Genomic DNA, 20,592 nt, shown 5'->3' on the forward strand with positions numbered 1-20,592 from the left:
GAGAATTTAAAATCTCAATAATCAAAAACGTTTCACCACCATGAAAAAATATGTTATCGGGCTGGACTACGGTACAGATTCCGTACGGGCCGTTCTTATTGACACTGAAAACGGTTCTGAAATAACTTCTTCAGTCAGCTACTACCAGAGATGGAAGGAAGGTAAATTCTGTAATCCTTCAGCCAATAGTTTCAGACAGCATCCTTCAGATCATATTGAAGGTCTGGAAAAAACCATTTCAGATGTAGTAAAAGAAAGCGGAATACCGGCAGAACAGATCGTCAGTATTTGTATTGATACTACAGGCTCTTCACCGTTACCAGTAACAAGTGACGGAGTAGCCTTAGCACTGGTTCCGGGATTTGAAGAAAATCCCAATGCCATGATGGTTTTATGGAAAGACCATACCGCTATCCGCGAAGCCGAAGAAATCAATACCCTTGCAAGAACATGGGGTGGTGAAGATTATACAAAATATGAAGGTGGTATTTACTCTTCAGAATGGTTCTGGGCCAAAATACTGCACATCATCAGAGCAGATGCAGAGGTAAAAAATGCGGCTTATAGCTGGATGGAGCACTGTGATTATCTGACTTTTCTTTTATCAGATCATAAAGACCTGGCAACCTTTAAAAGAAGCCGTTGTGCAGCTGGCCACAAAGCCATGTGGCATGAGACATGGGACGGCCTGCCTTCCGAAGAATTCCTCAACAGGCTTGATCCTTCTCTGGGTGCACTCAGAGCAAGATTATACCGGGAAACCTATACTTCAGATGAAATTGCAGGCTACCTGAATGAAGAATGGGCCGCAAAAACCGGTCTTACCACCCAAACCATCATTACCGTAGGAACCTTTGATGCCCATTCAGGAGCTGTAGGAGCCAGAGTGGAAGAAAATACACTGATCAGGATCATGGGAACTTCTACCTGTGACATTATGGTGGCCTCACAGGAAGCTATTGGAGATACAACCGTAAAAGGAATATGCGGACAGGTTGACGGCTCCGTAATTCCCGGATTGATAGGGCTTGAAGCAGGGCAGTCTGCCTTTGGAGATGTGCTGGCATGGTATAAAGATATCCTGATGTGGCCGGTTCACCAGGTTATGATGCATTCCGAAAATATTTCAGATGAACAGAAGACAAAGCTCGCAGATGAAATGGAGGCAGGACTTATCAGAAAACTAACCCTTGAAGCAGAAAAAATTCCTCTTTCAGATACTGTTCCGATTGCATTGGACTGGGTAAACGGAAGGAGAACGCCGGATGCAGACCAGGAACTTAAGGCAGCGATCAGCCAGCTTTCTCTGGGAACAAAAGCACCTCATATTTTCAAAGCTTTGGTGAATGCCATTTGTTTCGGAGCTAAAAAGATTGTTGACCGTTTTGAAGAGGAAGGTGTGAAAATCAATAAAGTGATCGGAATCGGTGGAGTAGCAAGGAAATCGCCGTTTATCATGCAGACTCTCGCTAATGTTCTGGATATGCCGATTGCAGTAGCTGCTTCAGATCAGACTCCCGCTTTGGGTGCTGCTGTTTATGCAGCTGTATCAGCAGGAATTTATCCGACCGTACAGGAAGCAAGCATGAAAATGGGCTCCGCATTTGAAGCGGAATACCAGCCGAAAGCGGAAGAATTACAGCTCTACAGAGAATTAATGCAGCAATACCAGAAGCTCGCTGATTTTGTAGAATACAATACCAAACTGAAAAACAACAGGAAAGAATTTCAGAACTCCTGATTCTCCCATTTTAACCTTTTGAATATACTCAAAATGAATACCTATAAAGAACTCCAAAGAGAATGTTATGAAGCGAATATGCAATTGGATGCCCTGAAGCTGGTGGTCTATACTTTCGGGAATGTAAGTGCTGTAGACCGTGACAAAGGCATTTTTGCCATTAAACCAAGCGGTGTTCCCTATGACATTTTAAAGCCGGAAGATATGGTGATTTTAGACTTTGATGCCAATGTCATTGAAGGTAGGCTCAGACCCTCTTCCGATACCAAGACCCATGCTTACCTGTACAAAAACTGGGAAAACATCGGTGGAATTTCCCACACTCATGCGATCTATTCCGTGGCGTGGGCACAGGCACAAATGGATATTCCTGTTTTCGGGACCACCCATGCAGACCATTTAACAACAGATATTCCCTGCGCCCCACCTATGCGGGATGAGCTGATTGAAGGAAACTACGAATACAATACAGGAATACAGATTCTGGAATGTTTTAAACAAAAACAACTCTCTCCGGAAGAGGTAGAAATGGTTCTGATCGGCAATCACGGCCCGTTTACCTGGGGGAAAAATGCAGAGAAAGCAGTTTACAACAGCAAAGTACTGGAGACCATTGCCGAAATGGCTTATCTCACCAGACAGATCAATCCTGATGCGGAACGACTGAAAGACTCACTCATCAAAAAACATTATGAACGTAAGCACGGCAAGAATGCTTATTACGGACAGGAATTTAAACACTAAACACTTCAACATAACAACTATTAACGATCAACAAAATTATGTTAACACCTCTCAATACCAAAGAAGTCTGGTTCATCACAGGAAGTCAGCATTTATACGGACCTGAAACACTTGCCCAGGTGGCAGACCATTCACAGAAAATTGTGGCAGAACTTGAAAAATCTTCTTTCATTCCGGTAAAAGTCATTGTAAAGCCAACGGTAAAAACTACCGAAGAGATATTTGAAACCATTGCAGCCGCTAATCATGCAGAAAACTGTATAGGAGTAATCACGTGGATGCATACCTTTTCACCCGCTAAAATGTGGATCAGAGGACTAAAAATTTTACAGAAGCCTCTTCTGCATCTGCATACCCAGTTCAACAGAGATATTCCGTGGTCTACCATGGATATGGATTTTATGAATCTTAACCAGGCAGCTCACGGAGACCGTGAATTTGGTTTTATGGTAAGCAGGCTCCGAAAGAACAGAAAAGTAGTGGTTGGGCACTGGTCGGAAGAAAGGGTTCAGAAGCAGATCGGTGACTGGAGCCGTGTTGCAGCAGGATGGGACGACTGGCAGGGCGCTAAATTTGCACGTTTCGGAGATAATATGCGGTTTGTAGCCGTTACAGATGGAGATAAAGTGGAAGCTGAAACTCAATTCGGCTTTTCAGTCAATACCTGGGGAATCGGTGATCTTGTAGGCGTTATCAATTCTGTAAGTGAGGGAGAAATAAAAAGCCTTATGGAAGAATATGAATCTTCTTATCACATGGCAGCTTCCCTTTTGGAAGGAGGGGCCAACAGAAGTTCGCTACATACCGCTGCAAAAATTGAATTAGGACTTGAAAAATTTTTAAAAGACGGAGGATTTAAAGGATTTTCAGATACCTTTGAAGACCTTCACGGGCTGGAGCAGCTGCCGGGAATTGCTGTACAGCGACTGATGCAGAAAGGATATGGATTTGCAGGCGAAGGAGACTGGAAAACAGCAGCGCTCGTACGTGCCATGAAAACAATGGGGCAGGGCCTTGAAGGTGGAAATGCCTTTATGGAAGATTATACCTATCATTTAGACCCTTCCAATCCTTCTATTTTAGGCTCCCATATGCTGGAAGTAGATCCTGTGCTGGCTGCCGGAAAACCTTCATGTGAGATACATCCGCTGGGAATCGGAGGAAAAGCAGATCCGGTTCGTCTTGTTTTTAACTCCAGAGGAAATATTGATTCTCTGAATGCTGCCCTGATGGATTTTGGAAACCATTTCAGACTGCTGATCAATAAAACCAGAGCATTGGAAATTACAGAAGAGTTGCCAAAACTCCCGGTAGCAAGGGTTTTATGGAAACCTCTTCCTGATTTATATACGGCCGCAGAAGCCTGGATACTGGCAGGAGGGGCACACCATACATGTTACAGTGAAAATATTTCAGCAGAACAGCTGGAAGATTTTGCTGAGATAGCAGGAATTGAATCATTAGTCATTGATGAAGATACCAGAATGCGTGACTTTAAAAATACACTTCGTTGGAATGAAATGTATTATCGTTAATTAATTTTAAAAAATATGTAAATAATTATGAAAAAAACAACATATAACGGCATTTTTATTTTATTATTTTTAATTATTTTCGGCTGTAAAAAAGAAAATAATAAACAGGATATTTCAGGAAAAATGGAGAATATTTCTACTTCAGACTATGGAGTGACGCCAAAAGGCGATTCTATTAAAAAATATACGTTGACCAATAAAAACGGGATGAAAGTTGAGGTCAGCAACTTCGGGGGAATTATCACATCCTTAACCGCTCCGGACAGAAATGGGAAATACGAAGATGTAGTGCTTGGCTTTACAAAACCCGAAGGATATTTCGATGGCAACCCTTATTATTTCGGGGCTTTGATCGGAAGATACGGCAACAGAATTGCCAATGCCAAATTCGCACTGGAAGGTAAAACATACGAAATTGATAAAAATGATGGTCCCAACAGCCTTCACGGAGGAAAGGAGGGATTTCATACCAGATTCTGGAATATTGAGGCAGTAAAAGATGCAAAATTTCCGACATTGAAATTATCTTATATCAGTGCAGATGGTGAAGAAGGATATCCGGGGAAATTAACAACAACTGTTTTTTACACGCTTACAGACGATAATGCTTTGGAAATTTCTTACGAAGCTGAGACCGATAAACCTACAGTGGTAAATCTTACTCAGCATTCTTATTTTAACCTGTCCGGGAATTTTACTAAAACGATTACTGATCATGAACTGCAGATTAATGCAGATCATTTTCTTCCGGTGAACGAAACCTTAATTCCTACTGGTGAGCAGAAAGCAGTAAAAGGAACTCCTTTTGATTTCACGGTATCAAAAGCCATCGGAAAAGATATCAATGCAGACGATGATCAGTTGAAAAAAGGAAAAGGATATGACCATAACTGGATTCTGAACGGAAAAGGACTAAGAAGCATCGCCAAAGTATATCATCAGGGAACAGGAAGATTAATGGAAGTCTTCACAGATGAACCCGGTGTGCAGTTTTATTCCGGAAATTTTCTTGACGGAAAGTTTGATACCAAAACAGGAGGTAAAAATGAATTCAGAACAGGATTCTGCTTAGAGACACAGCATTTCCCGGATTCACCAAACCAGCCTTCTTTCCCTTCTACAGAACTGAAGCCTGGGCAGAAATACCACTCGAAAACCATCTATAAATTCTCCGTTAAAAACTAAACTATGGGAAAATTAGCAACTATTGATATTGTCATATTCCTGATCTATTTTGTAGTGGTAGCTTCCTACGGATTATGGATCTATAAAAAGAAAAAATCTGAATCCACAGGAAGTAAGGATTATTTCCTTGCGGAAGGATCTTTGACCTGGTGGGCAATTGGAGCCAGCTTAATCGCTTCCAATATTTCTGCTGAACAGTTTATCGGAATGAGTGGTGAAGGTTTCTTTGTCGGAATCGCTGTTGCTGCTTACGAATGGATAGCTGCTCTTGCGCTGATCATTATTGCGGTCTGGTTTATTCCGATCTATCTTAAAAATAAGATCTATACCATGCCTCAGTTTCTGGAGAGAAGGTATAATAAATCTGTTTCATTGATCATGGCAGTATTCTGGCTGTTTCTGTATGTTATCGTGAATCTTACTTCTATCCTTTATCTGGGTGCTCTTGCCATCGATACTTTACTGGGAGGAGAACATCTTCACGGGATTATGATAGCTCTTCTGCTTATGGCACTATTGATCGGTCTTGGAGGAATGAAAGTAATAGGATATACAGACGTTATACAAGTGGCAGTTCTTATCATTGGTGGTTTTGCAACGGTGTATATGGCGCTGCAGATTGTAGACCAGAGAATCAACGGAGCGGCTGTAGGAAATGCACTGGCAGGATTCAATACCCTGATCAATGAGGCTCCGCAGCACTTTAAACTGATTCTTCAAAAACCAACAACCACCACAACTACGTTGGCAATGCCTCAAAACCTTGATGTACAGAAGTATGTCGTGTTACCAGGCTTGGCGATGTATTTTGCAGGTCAGTGGATTGTTAACCTGAACTATTGGGGTTGTAATCAGTACATCACCCAGAGAGCTTTAGGGGCAGATCTGAAAACGGCAAGAACAGGAATTCTGTTTGCAGGTTTTCTGAAATTATTCATGCCTGTGATCGTAATGCTTCCGGGGATTGCGGCTTACGTTTTATATTCAAAAGGACATCTTCCGGGATTCAACGGAGTGAAAGACGGAGCATACTCTGCAATATTGGGATTCTTGCCTGTAGGATTGAAAGGATTGGCTATTGCCGCTTTGACCGCAGCGATTGTAGCTTCACTGGCAGGAAAAGTGAACAGTATTTCAACCATTTTTACATTGGATATCTATAAGAAATACCTTAAGACAGATGCTACCGAAATCCAGATGGTGAGAACAGGCCGCTGGGTAATTATTATCGCGATGATGACTGCATTGGCTTTCACATGGACAGATGTTTTAGGAATAGGCGGAGAAGGAGGCTTCACATTTATCCAGAAATATACTGGCTTTATCAGTCCTGGAGTTTTTGCCATGTTCCTTCTGGGAATGTTCTGGAAAAGAACAACTGGTACAGCTGCATTGGTAGGAGTTATCTTAGGTTTTGTCCTGGCGATCTTCTTCAACAGTTTTGCTGTAGAGATTTTCGGGAAAGAAACATGGTTGTATACTGCATTCACTTATGAAAAGCTGGAGAATGGTGTAGTTCATACCATTACCGAGATTCCTTTCCTGATCAATATGGGATGGTCATTCTTTATCACGATAATCGCGATGATCCTGATCAGTCTTGCAGGTCCGAAAGTAAATCCTAAAGCTTTTGCCATTGATGTGACGATGTTTAAAGTGGACAACAGAACTTTAGTATTGATTGTAATGACGCTGCTTTTACTGACGGCTTTGTATGTAAGGTTTTGGTAGAAATTATTATACATAACAAAAAAATAGGATGCTGAAAAAGCATCCTATTTTTTTTGATCTTAGAATTGGTTATGTATGTTTAATTCATTGCAATAAATTTGAACTTAAACAGCTGGCAGGATGTACCATAATAATCCCAAAGATGTAAGTTTGAATTACCATCCATGGTACAGTTGGGAATATCCCAGCCGCGTGTAGGATCCACCTTGGATAGTATTTTGTAATAACCATTAGAGACAGCAACTACCTGCCAGGCTTGTGCGTCATTACTATAGTTCTGCCAAAGCCTGATCGAAGTTCCCAATGTATTACTATTGCTGGCCAGATCAATACAACGATTGGTTGTGCTGGCTTTGGATACAAAACGCCAGTAGCCATTACCTGCGTCAATGGCAACCCAGCGCTGGGCAGCAGCGCCATTCCTTGTCCATGGCCTTAATACTGCACCATTGGCGTCTTCTCCTGATTTCAGATCAACTACTTTGTTGGCATCAGTCTGAAATTCGATCTCATAAATACCATTATTAACCAGGCTACTGTTTGTGTTGCAGTTGGCAACGGGGTAGTTGGAGGATGCATATTGCTGAAACCACTGTTTAACCGGGGCAGCGCAGGCTTCCCAATCGTTATTGTAAGCTGTTCCTGCATTAGGATCGCCTTTGTGGAGGAGATTATCCGGGGCAAGAACATTCCAGCTTACATTGCCGGATTGATCCACGATGTATTTTAAATTGGCACCAAATCCGCTTCCGCCTGCCGTACCGGTATTACCAATGCCGAAGGTACCATATCCTTGTGGAGCCCAGTCGGTCTCGGTAATGGCGATCGGTGCAATGTCTGCAATAGGCTTAACGTTTACATTCCATGCGTTCTGAAAGGATTGATAGTTGCTGAGACCACCCCAGTAACCGGGATAAATATGAACAGCGTAGCCAATATTACCACCTGTGATCTGATTATTGACATAGCCTTGATAATGCGATTGCCAGCCTGTACCCGGAATCCAGCAAACATTGTTGGCTCCGTTGTTACGTATGATGTTAACCAGTGGCTGAAAGAAGTTTTTGAGTGCTGCAAAATGCTCATTTCCCGTACTACCCCAAGCACCATTTGTTCCCAGGATTTCAACAGGTTCGTTAGCTAATTCAAACATCACATTGTCAGCATTCTTTAATCCGGGATGCTGAGACAGGAAAGTCCATACGGTCTTCAGATAGCTATGGTACGCATCATTGACTGCAATACGATTTGGGCATACACCTGGTGGGCGAAGGATGACATACATTCCCAGACTGCGGGCATGGTTGATCAGTGGGATAATTACCTGATCGGTGTAGGTAACCAGGCGACTGTAATTGAATCTTGAGATATCGTTCTCCGGGATAGCCGGTCCGGGATCATTGGTCCAATACGGATCAATATGAAGGCGGATGTAATTGAGGTACCAGCCATCGGAAGCGCTGCTGAGCTTGTTCATAACAGCTTTGTTGTAGTTCAGAGCACCCTGTACATTGTAATTATCCCAGGTACAGTAGCCGGAATTCGCACCATATTGACATCCATTGAACCAGGGGCTTGGGGTTATGGCAACCCCATGTAAGATAACGTTATTGTCACAAGGGTCTTTAAGGTATCTGCCTCCAACATGCAGCATTGGAGTTGCTGCCAATGCCCTGGCGCTGGCGCTGTTGCTTACATTGTTTTCAGGTTCTTCTTGTAAAGTTTTTTCCATCCGGGAGCAGCCGGAAAGAATGGTTAACAGAAAGGCCATAAATAGCCACATTGTGTTTGTTCTCATAATTTATATATTAAAGGGTTATTAATTTTGTTTTTGGTGATCGATTTTTTCCTCTTTACCCTTAGAAGGATCAGGCAGATACTCGATTTTTTTTAAATCTTAATGCGATAGTTGACTGGACAGGGCGTATTGACTAAAAACTGCTTATCTCAAAGTGTTATAATCTGTTGCGGTTTTTCGGCATTAATCACGGGGAGGAAATGACAGGACTATCTCTGTCAGGTTTCAGATATGAAAACCCTTATTCTCTTTTTCTCCATTTTTCACGCATGAAGCATGATATGATGAAAATTCAAATAAATGATATTTGTTGTTGCTAGTTTTGTATAAAAATACATATTTATTTAAATATATGGTAATATTTTAGTTAAAATTAACATAAAAAAATCATATCATAAATATAATAATTGGCAAATAGTTATAATTGTTTTATTTGAAAGGGAAAATAGAAAACCTTATCATAAATTTTCTTTATGATACTTCTATAAAAAGGCGCAAATGTTTATTTGCCAGCTGAAATTTCCAGGTTAGCTCAAAAAAAAAATCCCGTAAAAAACGAGATTTCATTTATCTTAAGGTCATAGAAGATTTGTGGAAAGGTGCAGGGTATAGATATTAAATAGATGATTTGCATAATATCAAAAACAATTACATTTTAAACATAAACCCGCGCGATATTTTCTTGGTGTATTTTTTTTCGTCAAAGCGGTAAAGAAAAGAACCTTTTCTGGATGAGGTCATATCCTTTTTATTGGTATTGACAAGGATATCCATGCTATTGATCTTGCTTGTGAAATTACGCTTATCGAATTTTTCGTCAAAAATGGCTTCATAAAGATTCTGAAGATCCTTCATGGTGAATTTTTCAGGAAGAAGCTCAAAGCCAATAGGTCCGGTGGAGGCTCTTCTCCGCAGCCTGGCTACAGCATCCTTTACCATATCGTTATGATCGAAAATAAGATCCGGTGCTTTCTGAAGCTCAACCCATTCTGCACTGTACTGTTCATTGATCTGAATATCTTTTTCAATATTGATCAATGCATAGTAGGAGATTGACATGATTCTGGCTGTAGGCTCACGTTTAATTTCCGTATAACATTTCAGCTGTTCAAGATAAATATTTTCAAGACCGGTTAATGTATACAGAACCCTGTTGGCCGCTTCATCGGATGTCTCTTCACTGCCAATGAATCCACCCATGAGGGACCATTCGCCCATCTGGGGTTCAAAATTTCTTTTTACCAATAGGATTTTAAGATTTTCGCCATCAAAACCGAAAATAATGCAGTCAACAGCAACCAGGTGTTTGGGATATTGGGAGTAATCCTCAGTCATCTTTTATATTTTGATGCAAAGGTAAAACTTTTATACTTACGATCTTATACAAATGTAATTCTTACACTTTTAAATCTGAATCATTATTTTTATTAAAACGATTCTACAAAGGTATTTTGGGAGCTAAAACTGGGATTAAAAATGAAAAATAGCAATGAAATCCAGTTAAATGTATATGAATTTAATGTTAAAATTGTGTTAAAATTAGAATTAACACTTATTATTATTAATTAAAATAGCTTAACGTTAAAAATACGATAAGGTATTCACTATATCATTGAAATTTTTATTAAAACGTATTCTTAATTCATTTTCATAGGGAATCCTGTGATTGCAAAGTTTTCTTTTTCTGTGAATTGATTATCTTATTTTTTATGATAAGGTAGTGGCTTTTCTTTTATTTTCCGGGCTTTGTGAAAGGTTTTAAATAAAAAAATAACTAAAACAGACTCAAAAAAAGTTTCGTATATAGATTGTTTCCATTATTTTAGAAATGTTGAATTAACATTTATTCATGAGACCAAAATTTTCAGTTATTTTATTGTGTTTCACTTCATTTACCTCAGCGCAGGTAAAGGAGAAAATTCATTATTTCCCTTTGGAAACTGTAAGGTTATCAGAGAGTGTTTTCAATAAAGCCATGACAGCAGACCGGAAATACCTTATGGAGATGGAGCCGGACAGATTGCTGGCTCCCTATCTTAAGGAAGCCGGGCTGAAGCCAAAAGCTGATAATTATCCCAATTGGGAAAAGACCGGATTAGATGGTCATATAGGAGGACACTACATTTCTGCACTATCATTAATGTATGCTTCCACAGGTGATTCCGGAATCAAGCAGAGGATTGATTATATGATCAGTGAGCTGGAACGATGCCAGAAAGCCTCTCCGGACGGATACATTTCTGGGGTTCCCAACGGGAAAAAGATCTGGAAAGAAATAAAGCAGGGGAATATACACGCCTCAGGTTTTGGATTGAATGATCGCTGGGTTCCTTTGTATAATATTCATAAGTTATATGCAGGATTACGCGATGCCTATTGGCACGCAAAAAGTGACAAAGCAAAGACAATGTTGATCCGACTTACGGATTGGATGCTGAATGAAGTGTCAGGCCTTTCTGATGAACAGATACAGGATATGCTGCGCAGTGAGCATGGAGGACTTAACGAAGTTTTTGCGGATGTTTACGATATTACCCATGACAAAAAATATCTGCAACTGGCTCATCGCTTTTCCCATCAGGCTATCCTTAATCCTCTTCTGGCGGGAGAAGATAAGCTTACAGGTCTTCATGCCAATACACAAATTCCAAAAGTAATCGGCTACAAACGCATTGCTGATCTTGAAAATAATACTTCCTGGAGTAATGCCGCTGATTTTTTCTGGCATAATATTACCGAGAAAAGATCGTCTGTTATTGGCGGAAATAGTGTCAGTGAGCATTTTAACCCTGTCAATGATTTCAGCAGCATGATAAAAAGTATAGAAGGTCCGGAAACCTGCAATACCTATAATATGCTCAAGCTGACGAAAGAGCTTTATGCAACGCTGCCTGAATCTTATTATATCGATTATTACGAAAAAGCATTATACAATCATATCCTTTCCACGGAAAATTATAACCAGGGAGGCTTCGTGTACTTTACCCCGATGCGTCCCGGACACTATCGTGTTTATTCACAGCCTCAGACCAGCTTCTGGTGCTGTGTAGGATCAGGGATGGAAAATCATGCCAAATACGGGGAAATGATTTATGCCCGGTCGGATAAGGATTTATATGTGAACCTGTTTATTCCTTCCACATTGACCTGGAAACAGCAAAAAGTGATAGTTCGTCAGGTGAATAACTTCCCGGAAGTTCCTGAAACAACACTGATCTTTGATGCCGCAGGAAAATCAGAATTTGGTTTAAAACTAAGATGTCCGGAATGGACCACAGCCTCGGAAGTAAGAATTCTGATCAACGGAAAACAGGAGAAAGTACAACGAGGTTCCGATGGCTATTTTACACTGACTAAAAGATGGAAAAAAGGAGATGTTGTTAAAATGATTTTGCCGATGCATCTTTCTGCAGAACAACTTCCTGACCATTCCAATTATTATGCATTTAAATACGGACCTGTAGTGCTTGCCGCAAAATACGGTGCCGGAAACCAACAGGGACTTCTTGCGGACGATAGCAGAGGCGGCCATATTGCTCATGGTCCGCAGATTCCCTTAAACGAAATTCCAGTTATCCTTGGAAATTCTTCCGAGGTGGTTAGCCATGTTTCACCTTTGAACAGTAAACCGCTCAACTTTGCCGTTACAGGGCTTTATCCGTCGGAAAAATTCGGGAAAGGTTTAGAGCTTGTACCGTTTTACAGTATCCAGGCAGAAAGATATATTCTGTACTGGCCGCAGGCCGACAAAAACGGGATAGAAAATATGCTGAAACAGAAGGCGAAAGAGGAATCGGAAACCAAAGAACTGGATGTCATCACAACTGATAGAATCCAATTAGGAGAACAGCAGCCGGAATCAGATCATTTTATAGAAAGCAAAGACTCAGGTACAGGTTATATGGAAGACCGGCACTTCCGAGATGCCAAAGGCTGGTTTAGCTATCAGATGAAAAATAACGAAAAAAATGCTTCATTCCTTTACCTGCTTTATTTTGATGCCAATGCCAATCGAGTACTGAATATTGAAATCAACGGTAAAAACATCATTACTCAGAATTTGAACGGAAAGTCCGGAGCCTTACCTCAATATCTGGTTGTTCCGATACCGGATTCAGAAAAGAATAAAGAACATCTAACGGTAAAATTCCTGGCAGATGAAAAATTGATGACCGCTAAAATCATCGAAGTCCGTTTGCTGAAAGGAAAATACGAAAAGCAATACAAGCTGAACTAAAAATAAAAACAGATTTTTCCCATGAAAAACAGAACCCTATACTTATTATTTTTTCTGGCAGCCATTTGCAGTTTTCATGCAAAAGTAAGGCTCCCTGCTTTGGTTTCGGACGGGATGATCCTTCAGAGGAACCAGGATCTGAAAATCTGGGGATATGCAGATGCGGGAGAAAAAATTACGGTTAAGTTTATCAGTAAAACCTATCATGCCACGGCTGATCAGAATGGCAACTGGACCCTTATGCTTCCAAAGCTTAATGCCGGTGGTCCATATAGCATGACAATTAATGAGATCACCCTTAAGGATATCCTTATTGGAGATGTATGGGTGGCTTCAGGGCAATCCAATATGGAACTTCCGATGCGCAGGCTGACACCTTTGTATGAAAATGAAATTAAAAATGCCAATAATCCGAATATAAGATTCTTTACTGTCCCGCAGAAATATAATTTTAAAGCGCCTCAAAATGATCTTGACGGCGGGAAGTGGGAAAGTACCAACCCTCAGACTATTCTTGATTTTTCAGGAGTTGCCTATTTCTTTGCCAAAGAACTGAATGAAAAAAACAAAGTTCCGGTAGGAATCATTCACACCAGTCTCGGAGGCTCTCCGGTTCAGGCCTGGATGGATGAAAACTCACTGAGAAAATATCCGGAATATCTGGCTGAAGCAGAAAGATGGAAAAATGATGACCTGATAAAAACCACAGAATCTCAGGAACGATCCCTAAGCAAAGCATGGTATGCAGAGCTTGATCAGAGTGATATAGGGTTGAACCAGCACTGGGAGAAAGACAATGGGGATGATTCCGGATGGAAAACCATGGTGGTACCGGGATCGTGGGAGGATCAGGAAGGCTCGTTTGACGGTTCGGTATGGTTCCGCAAAGAAATTATTCTTCCAAAAGGAGTGGATCAGAAAACAGCATTTTTGAATCTGGGAAGGATAAAAGATGCTGATGTTACTTACATCAATGGAATTAAAGTAGGAAATGTCACCTATGAATATCCGCCACGCTGGTATGACATTCCCAAAGGCGTTTTAAAAGAAGGCAAGAATATCATTACCCTAAGAGTAATCAATGGAAGCGGTAAGGGACAGTTTATTGCCGATAAACCGTATTACCTCGAAATTGACGGACAAAAAACAGATCTTAAAAGCGAGTGGAAATATAAAATAGGAGCAAAAATGGAAAAAATGGCTCCCGGACAAACTTTTATCCGGTGGAAACCGTTAGGACTTTATAATGCCATGATTAACCCGCTGATCAATTATAACATCAAAGGATTTATCTGGTATCAGGGTGAAAGCAATACAGGAAAACCTAAAGAATATGGAGATTTGCTATCAACAATGATTTCACTTTGGCGTTCAAAATGGAACAAGAATGATTTGCCTTTCCTGATTGTGCAGCTGGCTAATTTCATGGAGAAAAAAGATGAACCTCTGGATAGTGGCTGGGCTGAGCTGAGAGAGCAGCAGAGACAGGTTTCCCTCAATGTTCCTTACGCAGGGCTTGCAGTAGCTATTGATGTAGGAGAATGGAACGATATTCATCCGCTGAATAAAAAAACAGTAGGTGACAGATTGGCTTTACAAGCCCTAAAAATTGCGGAAGGTAAAAAGATTATTGCAGACGGACCCGTTTATCAGTCCATGAAAACAGAAGGAAATACCATTATTTTATCCTTTAAACCCGGAACAGATGATCTGGTACAGGGAGAACTGAAAGGTTTTGCCATACAGCAGAAAGATGGCAGCTACCAATGGGCCAAAGCAGAAGCTAAAGGTAGTAAAGTCATTGTCTGGAATGACCAGGTCACCAGCCCTGTCAATGTACGTTACGACTGGGCAGACAACCCGGATGGCAATCTTAAAAACAAAAACGGGCTTCCTGCGTCACCTTTTACAACAGAAAAAAATTAATTTAACATAGAAAACCTTATTAAAATCAATGGATAATCAACCGCAAAAAATATCGGTAGTAGAAAAAGTAGGGTATAGCCTGGGAGATCTGGCAGCCAACCTCGTTTTTCAGACCCTGGTAACCTACCTGACCTATTTTTACACAGATATTTACGGACTCAAGGCAGAAGATGCCTCTGTCATTACGCTTACGGTAGGCTTAATTGCCGGATTTGGCTTTAACCCGCTTATCGGAGCACTGGCGGATCGTACAAGCTCACGATGGGGAAAATTTCGTCCATGGATTCTATTTACCGCCGTACCGCTTGGTATTGCAGCACTATTAGCTTTCAGCACGCCTCACTTTTCCTATCAGGGTAAAATGATCTATGCAGCGGTTACCTATTCATTATTGTTGCTATTATACGCATCCAATAACTTGCCGTATGCTGCGTTGAGCGGTGTTATTACGGGAGATATGGGAGAAAGGAACAGTATTTCTTCATACCGTTTTGTAGCCGTGATGTTTGCACAGTTCTTTGTACAGGTATTTATGCTTCCCATCATTTTATATGTAGGACACGGAGATAAAGCTCAGGGAATTGAAACTGTTATGACATGGCTGGCGGTGATCGGATCCATAATGCTTCTGATTACTTTTTTTACGACCAAAGAAAGAATCATTCCCAAGCCGGAGCAGAAATCAAGTCTGAAAGAAGATTTAAAAGATTTATTCCAGAACAGACCGTGGATTATTATGCTTACCGTGACCGCATTTATATTTATCACATTGGCTATGAAAGGAGGATCTTATGTATATTATTTTAATAACTATGTGGATGAAAATGCCCTGAAGAGTTTTATCTCACCCATTACCGCATTTTTTAATTCTGCAGGGATGAATTTCTTCGGAGAAGATCCAAAGTCTGCGGGATTCGGATTATTTAATGCAGGAGGAATTGTCATGATGATCGTCGGGATTACTTTCTCTAAAAAGCTGGCAGACAGATTTGGAAAGCGTGATACTTTTATTGCTTCATTATTTATCTCTACATTGTTCATCCTGATGTTTATATTTTACCCTCCGAAAGCAGTAAAAGTGATGTTTTTGTCACAGATCTTACACGGATTCTTTTACGGAATCAGTACGCCGCTTTTGTGGGCCATGATTGCTGATGTTGCCGATTATTCGGAATGGAAGAACAACCGCAGGGCAACGGCTATTATCTTTTCCGCAATGATGGTTGGCTTAAAAGTAGGTCTCAGCATCGGAAGCTCATTGGTCGCTTTGATCATTGGGAAATACGGATACATTTCAGTACACGGGAGCGAACAGGCTATTCAGCCTGAAACAGTGGCTGCAGGAGCGAAAATGCTTGTGAGCATATTTCCATCCATACCGTTTTTCATTGCCTGCGGACTGCTTTTATTCTACAAAATCAACAAAAAAATGGAAGTTCAGATTGAAAAAGATCTGGCTGAAAGAAGAAAATAAACGATTACTATGAAACGTATTTTACTAGGTTTGGCGGCTCTTACCGCTGCCGGTCTGTCGGCGCAGAAGTCTGACGGTACTTTAAAAAAAGCATTTCAGGATAAATTTTACATCGGAACGGCGATGAGTCTTCCCCAGATTGACGGTACAGATAAAAAAGCGGTAGCCATCATCAGAAACCAATTCAGCTCTATTGTTGCTGAAAACTGCATGAAATCTATGTTCCTTCAGCCTCAGGAAGGGAAGTTCTTCTTTGACGATGCCGATAAATTTGTCGATTTTGGAATAAAAAACAAGATGTTCATCATCGGGCATACGTTAGTCTGGCATTCGCAACTTCCAAAATGGTTTTTTACAGATAAAAATGGGAAGGATGTCTCTCCGGAAGTATTGAAACAACGCATGAAAAATCATATTACAACGGTAGTTTCCCGTTACAAAGGGAAAGTAAAAGGATGGGATGTGGTGAATGAAGCCATTATGGAAGACGGAACCTACAGAAAAAGTAAGTTTTACGAAATCCTGGGCGAAGATTTTATTCCTTTGGCATTTCAGTATGCACAGGAGGCCGATCCCAATGCAGAACTATATTATAACGATTATAATGAATGGTATCCTGAAAAGGTAAAAGCAGTCATTAAAATGGTTGAAAAACTTAAATCAAAAGGAATCCGCATTGATGGGGTGGGAATGCAGTCTCACGTCGGAATGGATAACCCTTCTATGGATGAGTATGAAAAAGCAATTGTAGATTATTCCAATGCCGGTGTTAAAGTTAATATAACAGAACTGGAAATAAGTGCGCTGCCTTCTCCGTGGGGAAGCTCTGCCAATGTTTCGGATACCGTTGCCTATCAGAAAGAAATGAATCCTTACACCAAAGGTCTTCCCAATGAAGTAGAAACGAAATGGGAAAAACGCTATCTTGATTTCTTTGGTTTGTTTTTGAAACATAAAGACAAAATAAGAAGAGTAACCTTATGGGGTGTTACCGATAAGCAATCCTGGAAAAACGATTTCCCGGTAAAAGGAAGAACGGATTACCCGCTACTTTTTGACAGGAAAGACCAGGAAAAGCCTGTAGTACAAAAAATAATAAAGCTGGCAGAGAAAAATTAAAATCAATAGAATTTTTACTTAATGAAAAAATCAAAATATTTATTCCCGGAAGATTATATGGCAGACCCTTCCGTTCACGTTTTTGAAGATAAAATCTATATCTATCCTTCTCATGACCGCGAAAGTGGAATTGAAGAAAACGATAACGGAGACCATTTTGACATGAATGATTATCATGTCTTCTCAATGGATGATGTGGAAGGTGGAGAAATTAAAGACCATGGCGTAGTACTTTCGGTAAAAGATATTCCATGGGCGGGAAGACAGCTGTGGGATTGTGATGTTGCGTTCAAAGACGGCAAATATTATATGTACTTTCCCTTGAAAGATCAGAATGATATCTTCAGAATCGGGGTTGCTGTGAGCGACAAACCTTACGGGCCTTTCATTCCTGAAAAGCATCCGATGATGGGCAGTTACAGCATCGATCCGTGCATTTTTGAAGATAAGGGAAAATATTATATGTATTTCGGAGGAATCTGGGGTGGACAATTACAGCGCTACAGAGATAATAAAGCACTTGAATCTGCTGTAATTCCCGAAAATAATGAACCTGCAATCCATTCTAAGGTAGCTTTGCTGAGCGATGATATGCTTGAATTTGCTGAAGCACCTAAAGACGTTGTCATCATTGATGAAAACGGAAAACCACTGCTTCATGGAGATAAACACCGCTTTTTTGAAGCATCATGGATGCATCGGTATAATGATACCTATTATTTCTCTTATTCAACAGGAGACACCCACCTGATTTGCTATGCAACCGGGGATAATCCTTACGGGCCGTTTACCTTTCAGGGTGAAATTCTTACTCCGGTGGTAGGATGGACTACTCATCATAGTATTGTGGAATTCAAAGGGAAGTGGTATCTGTTTTTCCATGATTCTGTTCCCAGTGGCGGTAAAACATGGTTGAGAAGTATGAAAGTGATTGAACTGGAATACGATCAGGAAGGGAAAATCAAGACGATTGAAGGTCTAGAAGACCAATCATAGTCATCTTTAATAATTTAAAATTTTTCAATGCGATATCTGAGACTCAACATTCTATTTTTTCTGATCATTCCGTTACTGGCCTTCGCGGAGGACGGAAGTCAGCTATGGCTTCGGTTTCCTGCAAAAAACGGAATATCGGCAGATAAAATTATTTCCAAAGGGAACAGTCCCACGCTGAACATTGCCAGAAAAGAGCTGAGCAGCCACTGGCAGGGGCAGGCGGTGGAACTTCGTACAGAAAACAAAGAGAAAAATCTGAAAGATGGCTATAAAATTGTTTCCACCCCTGAAAAAATCGTTATTTCTGCAGGGAAAGAAATAGGATTGTTGTATGGAGTCTATCATATTTTGCGATTACAGCAGACAAAAGCCGACCTGTCTCACTTAAACAGTATTGAAAAGCCATCATACGATGTAAGGATTCTGAATCATTGGGATAATCTGGACGGAAGCATTGAGAGGGGATATGCCGGAAGATCGCTTTGGAAATGGGAAGATCTGCCAGGGAAAATTTCTCCGCGCTATGAAGAATACGCGAGAGCGAATGCTTCTGTAGGAATTAATTCCGTTGTTTTGAATAATGTGAATGCATCGCCTAATATGCTCAGGGAAGATTATCTTAAGAAAGTAAAGGTTCTGGCCGATATTTTCAGGCCTTATGGCATCAAGGTGTATCTTTCTGTGAATTTTTCTTCCCCAAAAGTGCTTGGCGGATTGCAAAATTCAGATCCATTGAATAAGGATGTACAAAAGTGGTGGAAAGATAAAGCTGCTGAAATTTATAAGTTAATTCCCGATTTCGGTGGATTTTTGGTGAAAGCCAATTCCGAAGGGCAGCCGGGTCCTCAGGATTACGGAAGAACCCATGCAGACGGAGCCAATATGATGGCTGATGCCCTGAAACCTTACCATGGAATCGTGATGTGGAGAGCATTTGTCTACAGTCCGAGCAAAGACGACAGAGCCAAACAGGCTTATCTGGAATTTGTTCCTCTGGATGGTAAATTCAGGGATAATGTGATTATTCAGATCAAAAACGGTCCGGTTGATTTCCAGCCCCGCGAAGCGTTTAATCCGCTTTTCGGAGCATTAAGAAAAACTTCCGAAATGGTAGAATTTCAGATTACACAGGAATATCTGGGCATTTCAAATCATTTGGTTTATTTGGCTCCATTATTCAAGGAAACACTGGAAAGTGATACTTACTCGGACGGTCAGGGATCTACGATTGCTAAAATAACAGACGGTACATTAAGACCCGCAAAATTGACAGCCATTTCAGCTGTTGCCAATATCGGAGAAGATACCAACTGGACAGGGCATCATTTTGCACAGGCCAATTGGTATGCCTTCGGAAGGTTGGCATGGAACCATCAGCTGAGTTCAGAGCAGATTGCGGATGAATGGATTAAAATGACCTTTACAGACAATCAGAAATTCCTGAATCCGGTAAAAGAAATGATGCTTTCGTCCCGAGAAACCGCTGTGGATTATATGATGCCTTTGGGACTTCACCACATTTTTGCAGGCGGACATCACTACGGGCCAGAGCCATGGGGAGATTATAAAGGCGGAAGACCGGACTGGTCACCTGTCTATTATCATCAGGCTGATGCTCAGGGATTGGGCTTTAACAGAACAAAAACAGGAAGTAATGCTGTTTCGCAATATTTTCCACCATTGAATGAATGGTATGGGAATATCTCAACCTGTCCGGAAAATCTTATCCTGTGGTTTCATCATGTTCCGTGGGATTATACTATGAAAGACGGAAAAACACTGTGGGATGAGCTGTGCAATACGTATGATTCCGGAGTAAAAAAAGTAAGGGACTATCAGAAAGTATGGGATAAGATGGAACCTTATATAGATGAACAAAGATTTGCTGATGTTCAGTCAAAACTCAAGATTCAGTCAAAAGATGCAGTCTGGTGGAAGGATGCCTGCCTGCTGTATTTCCAGACTTTTTCCAAAAAACCGATTCCTTATGACATCGAACGCCCTGTTCACGAATTGGAAGATCTGAAAAAAATTAAATTGAATATGGGACATCACAATTAAAAAAATGCGGCCGTTCTTTTTCCGGATCGGAAAGAAGAGCGGCCT

At 40.8% G+C, this 20,592-nt stretch carries 13 protein-coding genes; 11 read left to right on the forward strand and 2 right to left on the reverse strand.

The features are described from left to right. Positions 1 to 40 precede the first annotated feature (40 nt). Genes ACJ5H0_RS00380 through ACJ5H0_RS00400 form a run of 5 tightly spaced genes read left to right on the forward strand, consistent with a single transcriptional unit; the run spans position 41 to position 6,936 of the window. Entirely contained in the window at positions 41 to 1,741 is a 1,701-nt protein-coding gene (locus tag ACJ5H0_RS00380) for a ribulokinase (RefSeq protein WP_411246694.1), read from the forward strand. Between the two features lie 33 nt (positions 1,742 to 1,774). Further along, positions 1,775 to 2,485, forward strand: coding sequence for an L-ribulose-5-phosphate 4-epimerase (locus tag ACJ5H0_RS00385; RefSeq protein WP_411246695.1), 711 nt, complete (start codon positions 1,775 to 1,777; stop codon positions 2,483 to 2,485). Positions 2,486 to 2,523: 38 nt separating this feature from the next. Next, positions 2,524 to 4,020, forward strand: coding sequence for an L-arabinose isomerase (gene araA, locus ACJ5H0_RS00390; RefSeq protein WP_273647710.1), 1,497 nt, complete (start codon positions 2,524 to 2,526; stop codon positions 4,018 to 4,020). Positions 4,021 to 4,047: 27 nt separating this feature from the next. Continuing rightward, positions 4,048 to 5,205 (forward strand): aldose epimerase family protein, encoded by a 1,158-nt coding sequence (locus tag ACJ5H0_RS00395; RefSeq protein ID WP_411246696.1) that lies wholly within the window; start codon positions 4,048 to 4,050, stop codon positions 5,203 to 5,205. Positions 5,206 to 5,208: 3 nt separating this feature from the next. Next, entirely contained in the window at positions 5,209 to 6,936 is a 1,728-nt protein-coding gene (locus ACJ5H0_RS00400; protein ID WP_411246697.1) for a sodium:solute symporter family transporter, read from the forward strand. A 79-nt stretch (positions 6,937 to 7,015) separates the two neighbouring features. On the opposite strand, the gene ACJ5H0_RS00405 is transcribed toward ACJ5H0_RS00400, so the two are convergent. Both ACJ5H0_RS00405 and ACJ5H0_RS00410 read right to left on the reverse strand, forming a co-directional pair. Further along, a complete protein-coding gene (locus tag ACJ5H0_RS00405; RefSeq protein ID WP_411246698.1) occupies positions 7,016 to 8,734 on the reverse strand; it encodes an RICIN domain-containing protein in 1,719 nt (572 codons plus the stop codon). A gap of 648 nt (positions 8,735 to 9,382) precedes the next feature. Continuing rightward, a complete protein-coding gene (locus tag ACJ5H0_RS00410) occupies positions 9,383 to 10,069 on the reverse strand; it encodes an NUDIX hydrolase (RefSeq protein ID WP_172278194.1) in 687 nt (228 codons plus the stop codon). A 514-nt stretch (positions 10,070 to 10,583) separates the two neighbouring features. Here ACJ5H0_RS00410 and ACJ5H0_RS00415 point away from each other — a divergent pair. From ACJ5H0_RS00415 to ACJ5H0_RS00440, 6 genes are read left to right on the forward strand one after another with little or no spacing between them, the layout of a single operon-like run. Next, positions 10,584 to 12,971: a beta-L-arabinofuranosidase domain-containing protein gene (locus tag ACJ5H0_RS00415; RefSeq protein ID WP_411246699.1), complete on the forward strand. Its 2,388-nt coding sequence runs from the start codon at positions 10,584 to 10,586 to the stop codon at positions 12,969 to 12,971. A gap of 21 nt (positions 12,972 to 12,992) precedes the next feature. After that, entirely contained in the window at positions 12,993 to 14,897 is a 1,905-nt protein-coding gene (locus ACJ5H0_RS00420; protein WP_411246700.1) for a sialate O-acetylesterase, read from the forward strand. A 28-nt stretch (positions 14,898 to 14,925) separates the two neighbouring features. Further along, entirely contained in the window at positions 14,926 to 16,371 is a 1,446-nt protein-coding gene (locus ACJ5H0_RS00425; protein ID WP_411246701.1) for an MFS transporter, read from the forward strand. Positions 16,372 to 16,380: 9 nt separating this feature from the next. Next, on the forward strand, positions 16,381 to 17,490 hold the full coding sequence (locus tag ACJ5H0_RS00430; RefSeq protein WP_411246702.1) for an endo-1,4-beta-xylanase: 1,110 nt from the start codon (positions 16,381 to 16,383) through the stop codon (positions 17,488 to 17,490). Between the two features lie 21 nt (positions 17,491 to 17,511). After that, positions 17,512 to 18,486 carry a glycoside hydrolase family 43 protein gene (locus ACJ5H0_RS00435; protein ID WP_411246703.1) on the forward strand — a complete coding sequence of 325 codons (975 nt, stop codon included), beginning with the start codon at positions 17,512 to 17,514 and terminating at the stop codon, positions 18,484 to 18,486. A 27-nt stretch (positions 18,487 to 18,513) separates the two neighbouring features. Continuing rightward, a complete protein-coding gene (locus ACJ5H0_RS00440) occupies positions 18,514 to 20,547 on the forward strand; it encodes an alpha-glucuronidase (RefSeq protein ID WP_411246704.1) in 2,034 nt (677 codons plus the stop codon). The last annotated feature ends 45 nt before the right edge of the window (positions 20,548 to 20,592 follow it).

The organism is Chryseobacterium proteolyticum, assembly GCF_046591535.1.
GTDB lineage: Bacteria > Bacteroidota > Bacteroidia > Flavobacteriales > Weeksellaceae > Chryseobacterium > Chryseobacterium proteolyticum.

Bases quoted from the DNA above. Each gene is read 5' to 3' on its own strand.
- ACJ5H0_RS00415 (WP_411246699.1), top strand. From the start codon at position 10,584: ATGAGACCAAAATTTTCAGTTATTTTATTGTGTTTCACTTCATTTACC.
- ACJ5H0_RS00385 (WP_411246695.1), top strand. From the start codon at position 1,775: ATGAATACCTATAAAGAACTCCAAAGAGAATGTTATGAAGCGAATATG.
- ACJ5H0_RS00405 (WP_411246698.1), bottom strand. From the start codon at position 8,734: ATGAGAACAAACACAATGTGGCTATTTATGGCCTTTCTGTTAACCATT.
- araA (WP_273647710.1), top strand. From the start codon at position 2,524: ATGTTAACACCTCTCAATACCAAAGAAGTCTGGTTCATCACAGGAAGT.
- ACJ5H0_RS00400 (WP_411246697.1), top strand. From the start codon at position 5,209: ATGGGAAAATTAGCAACTATTGATATTGTCATATTCCTGATCTATTTT.
- ACJ5H0_RS00435 (WP_411246703.1), top strand. From the start codon at position 17,512: ATGAAAAAATCAAAATATTTATTCCCGGAAGATTATATGGCAGACCCT.
- ACJ5H0_RS00420 (WP_411246700.1), top strand. From the start codon at position 12,993: ATGAAAAACAGAACCCTATACTTATTATTTTTTCTGGCAGCCATTTGC.
- ACJ5H0_RS00380 (WP_411246694.1), top strand. From the start codon at position 41: ATGAAAAAATATGTTATCGGGCTGGACTACGGTACAGATTCCGTACGG.
- ACJ5H0_RS00425 (WP_411246701.1), top strand. From the start codon at position 14,926: ATGGATAATCAACCGCAAAAAATATCGGTAGTAGAAAAAGTAGGGTAT.
- ACJ5H0_RS00440 (WP_411246704.1), top strand. From the start codon at position 18,514: ATGCGATATCTGAGACTCAACATTCTATTTTTTCTGATCATTCCGTTA.
- ACJ5H0_RS00430 (WP_411246702.1), top strand. From the start codon at position 16,381: ATGAAACGTATTTTACTAGGTTTGGCGGCTCTTACCGCTGCCGGTCTG.
- ACJ5H0_RS00395 (WP_411246696.1), top strand. From the start codon at position 4,048: ATGAAAAAAACAACATATAACGGCATTTTTATTTTATTATTTTTAATT.
- ACJ5H0_RS00410 (WP_172278194.1), bottom strand. From the start codon at position 10,069: ATGACTGAGGATTACTCCCAATATCCCAAACACCTGGTTGCTGTTGAC.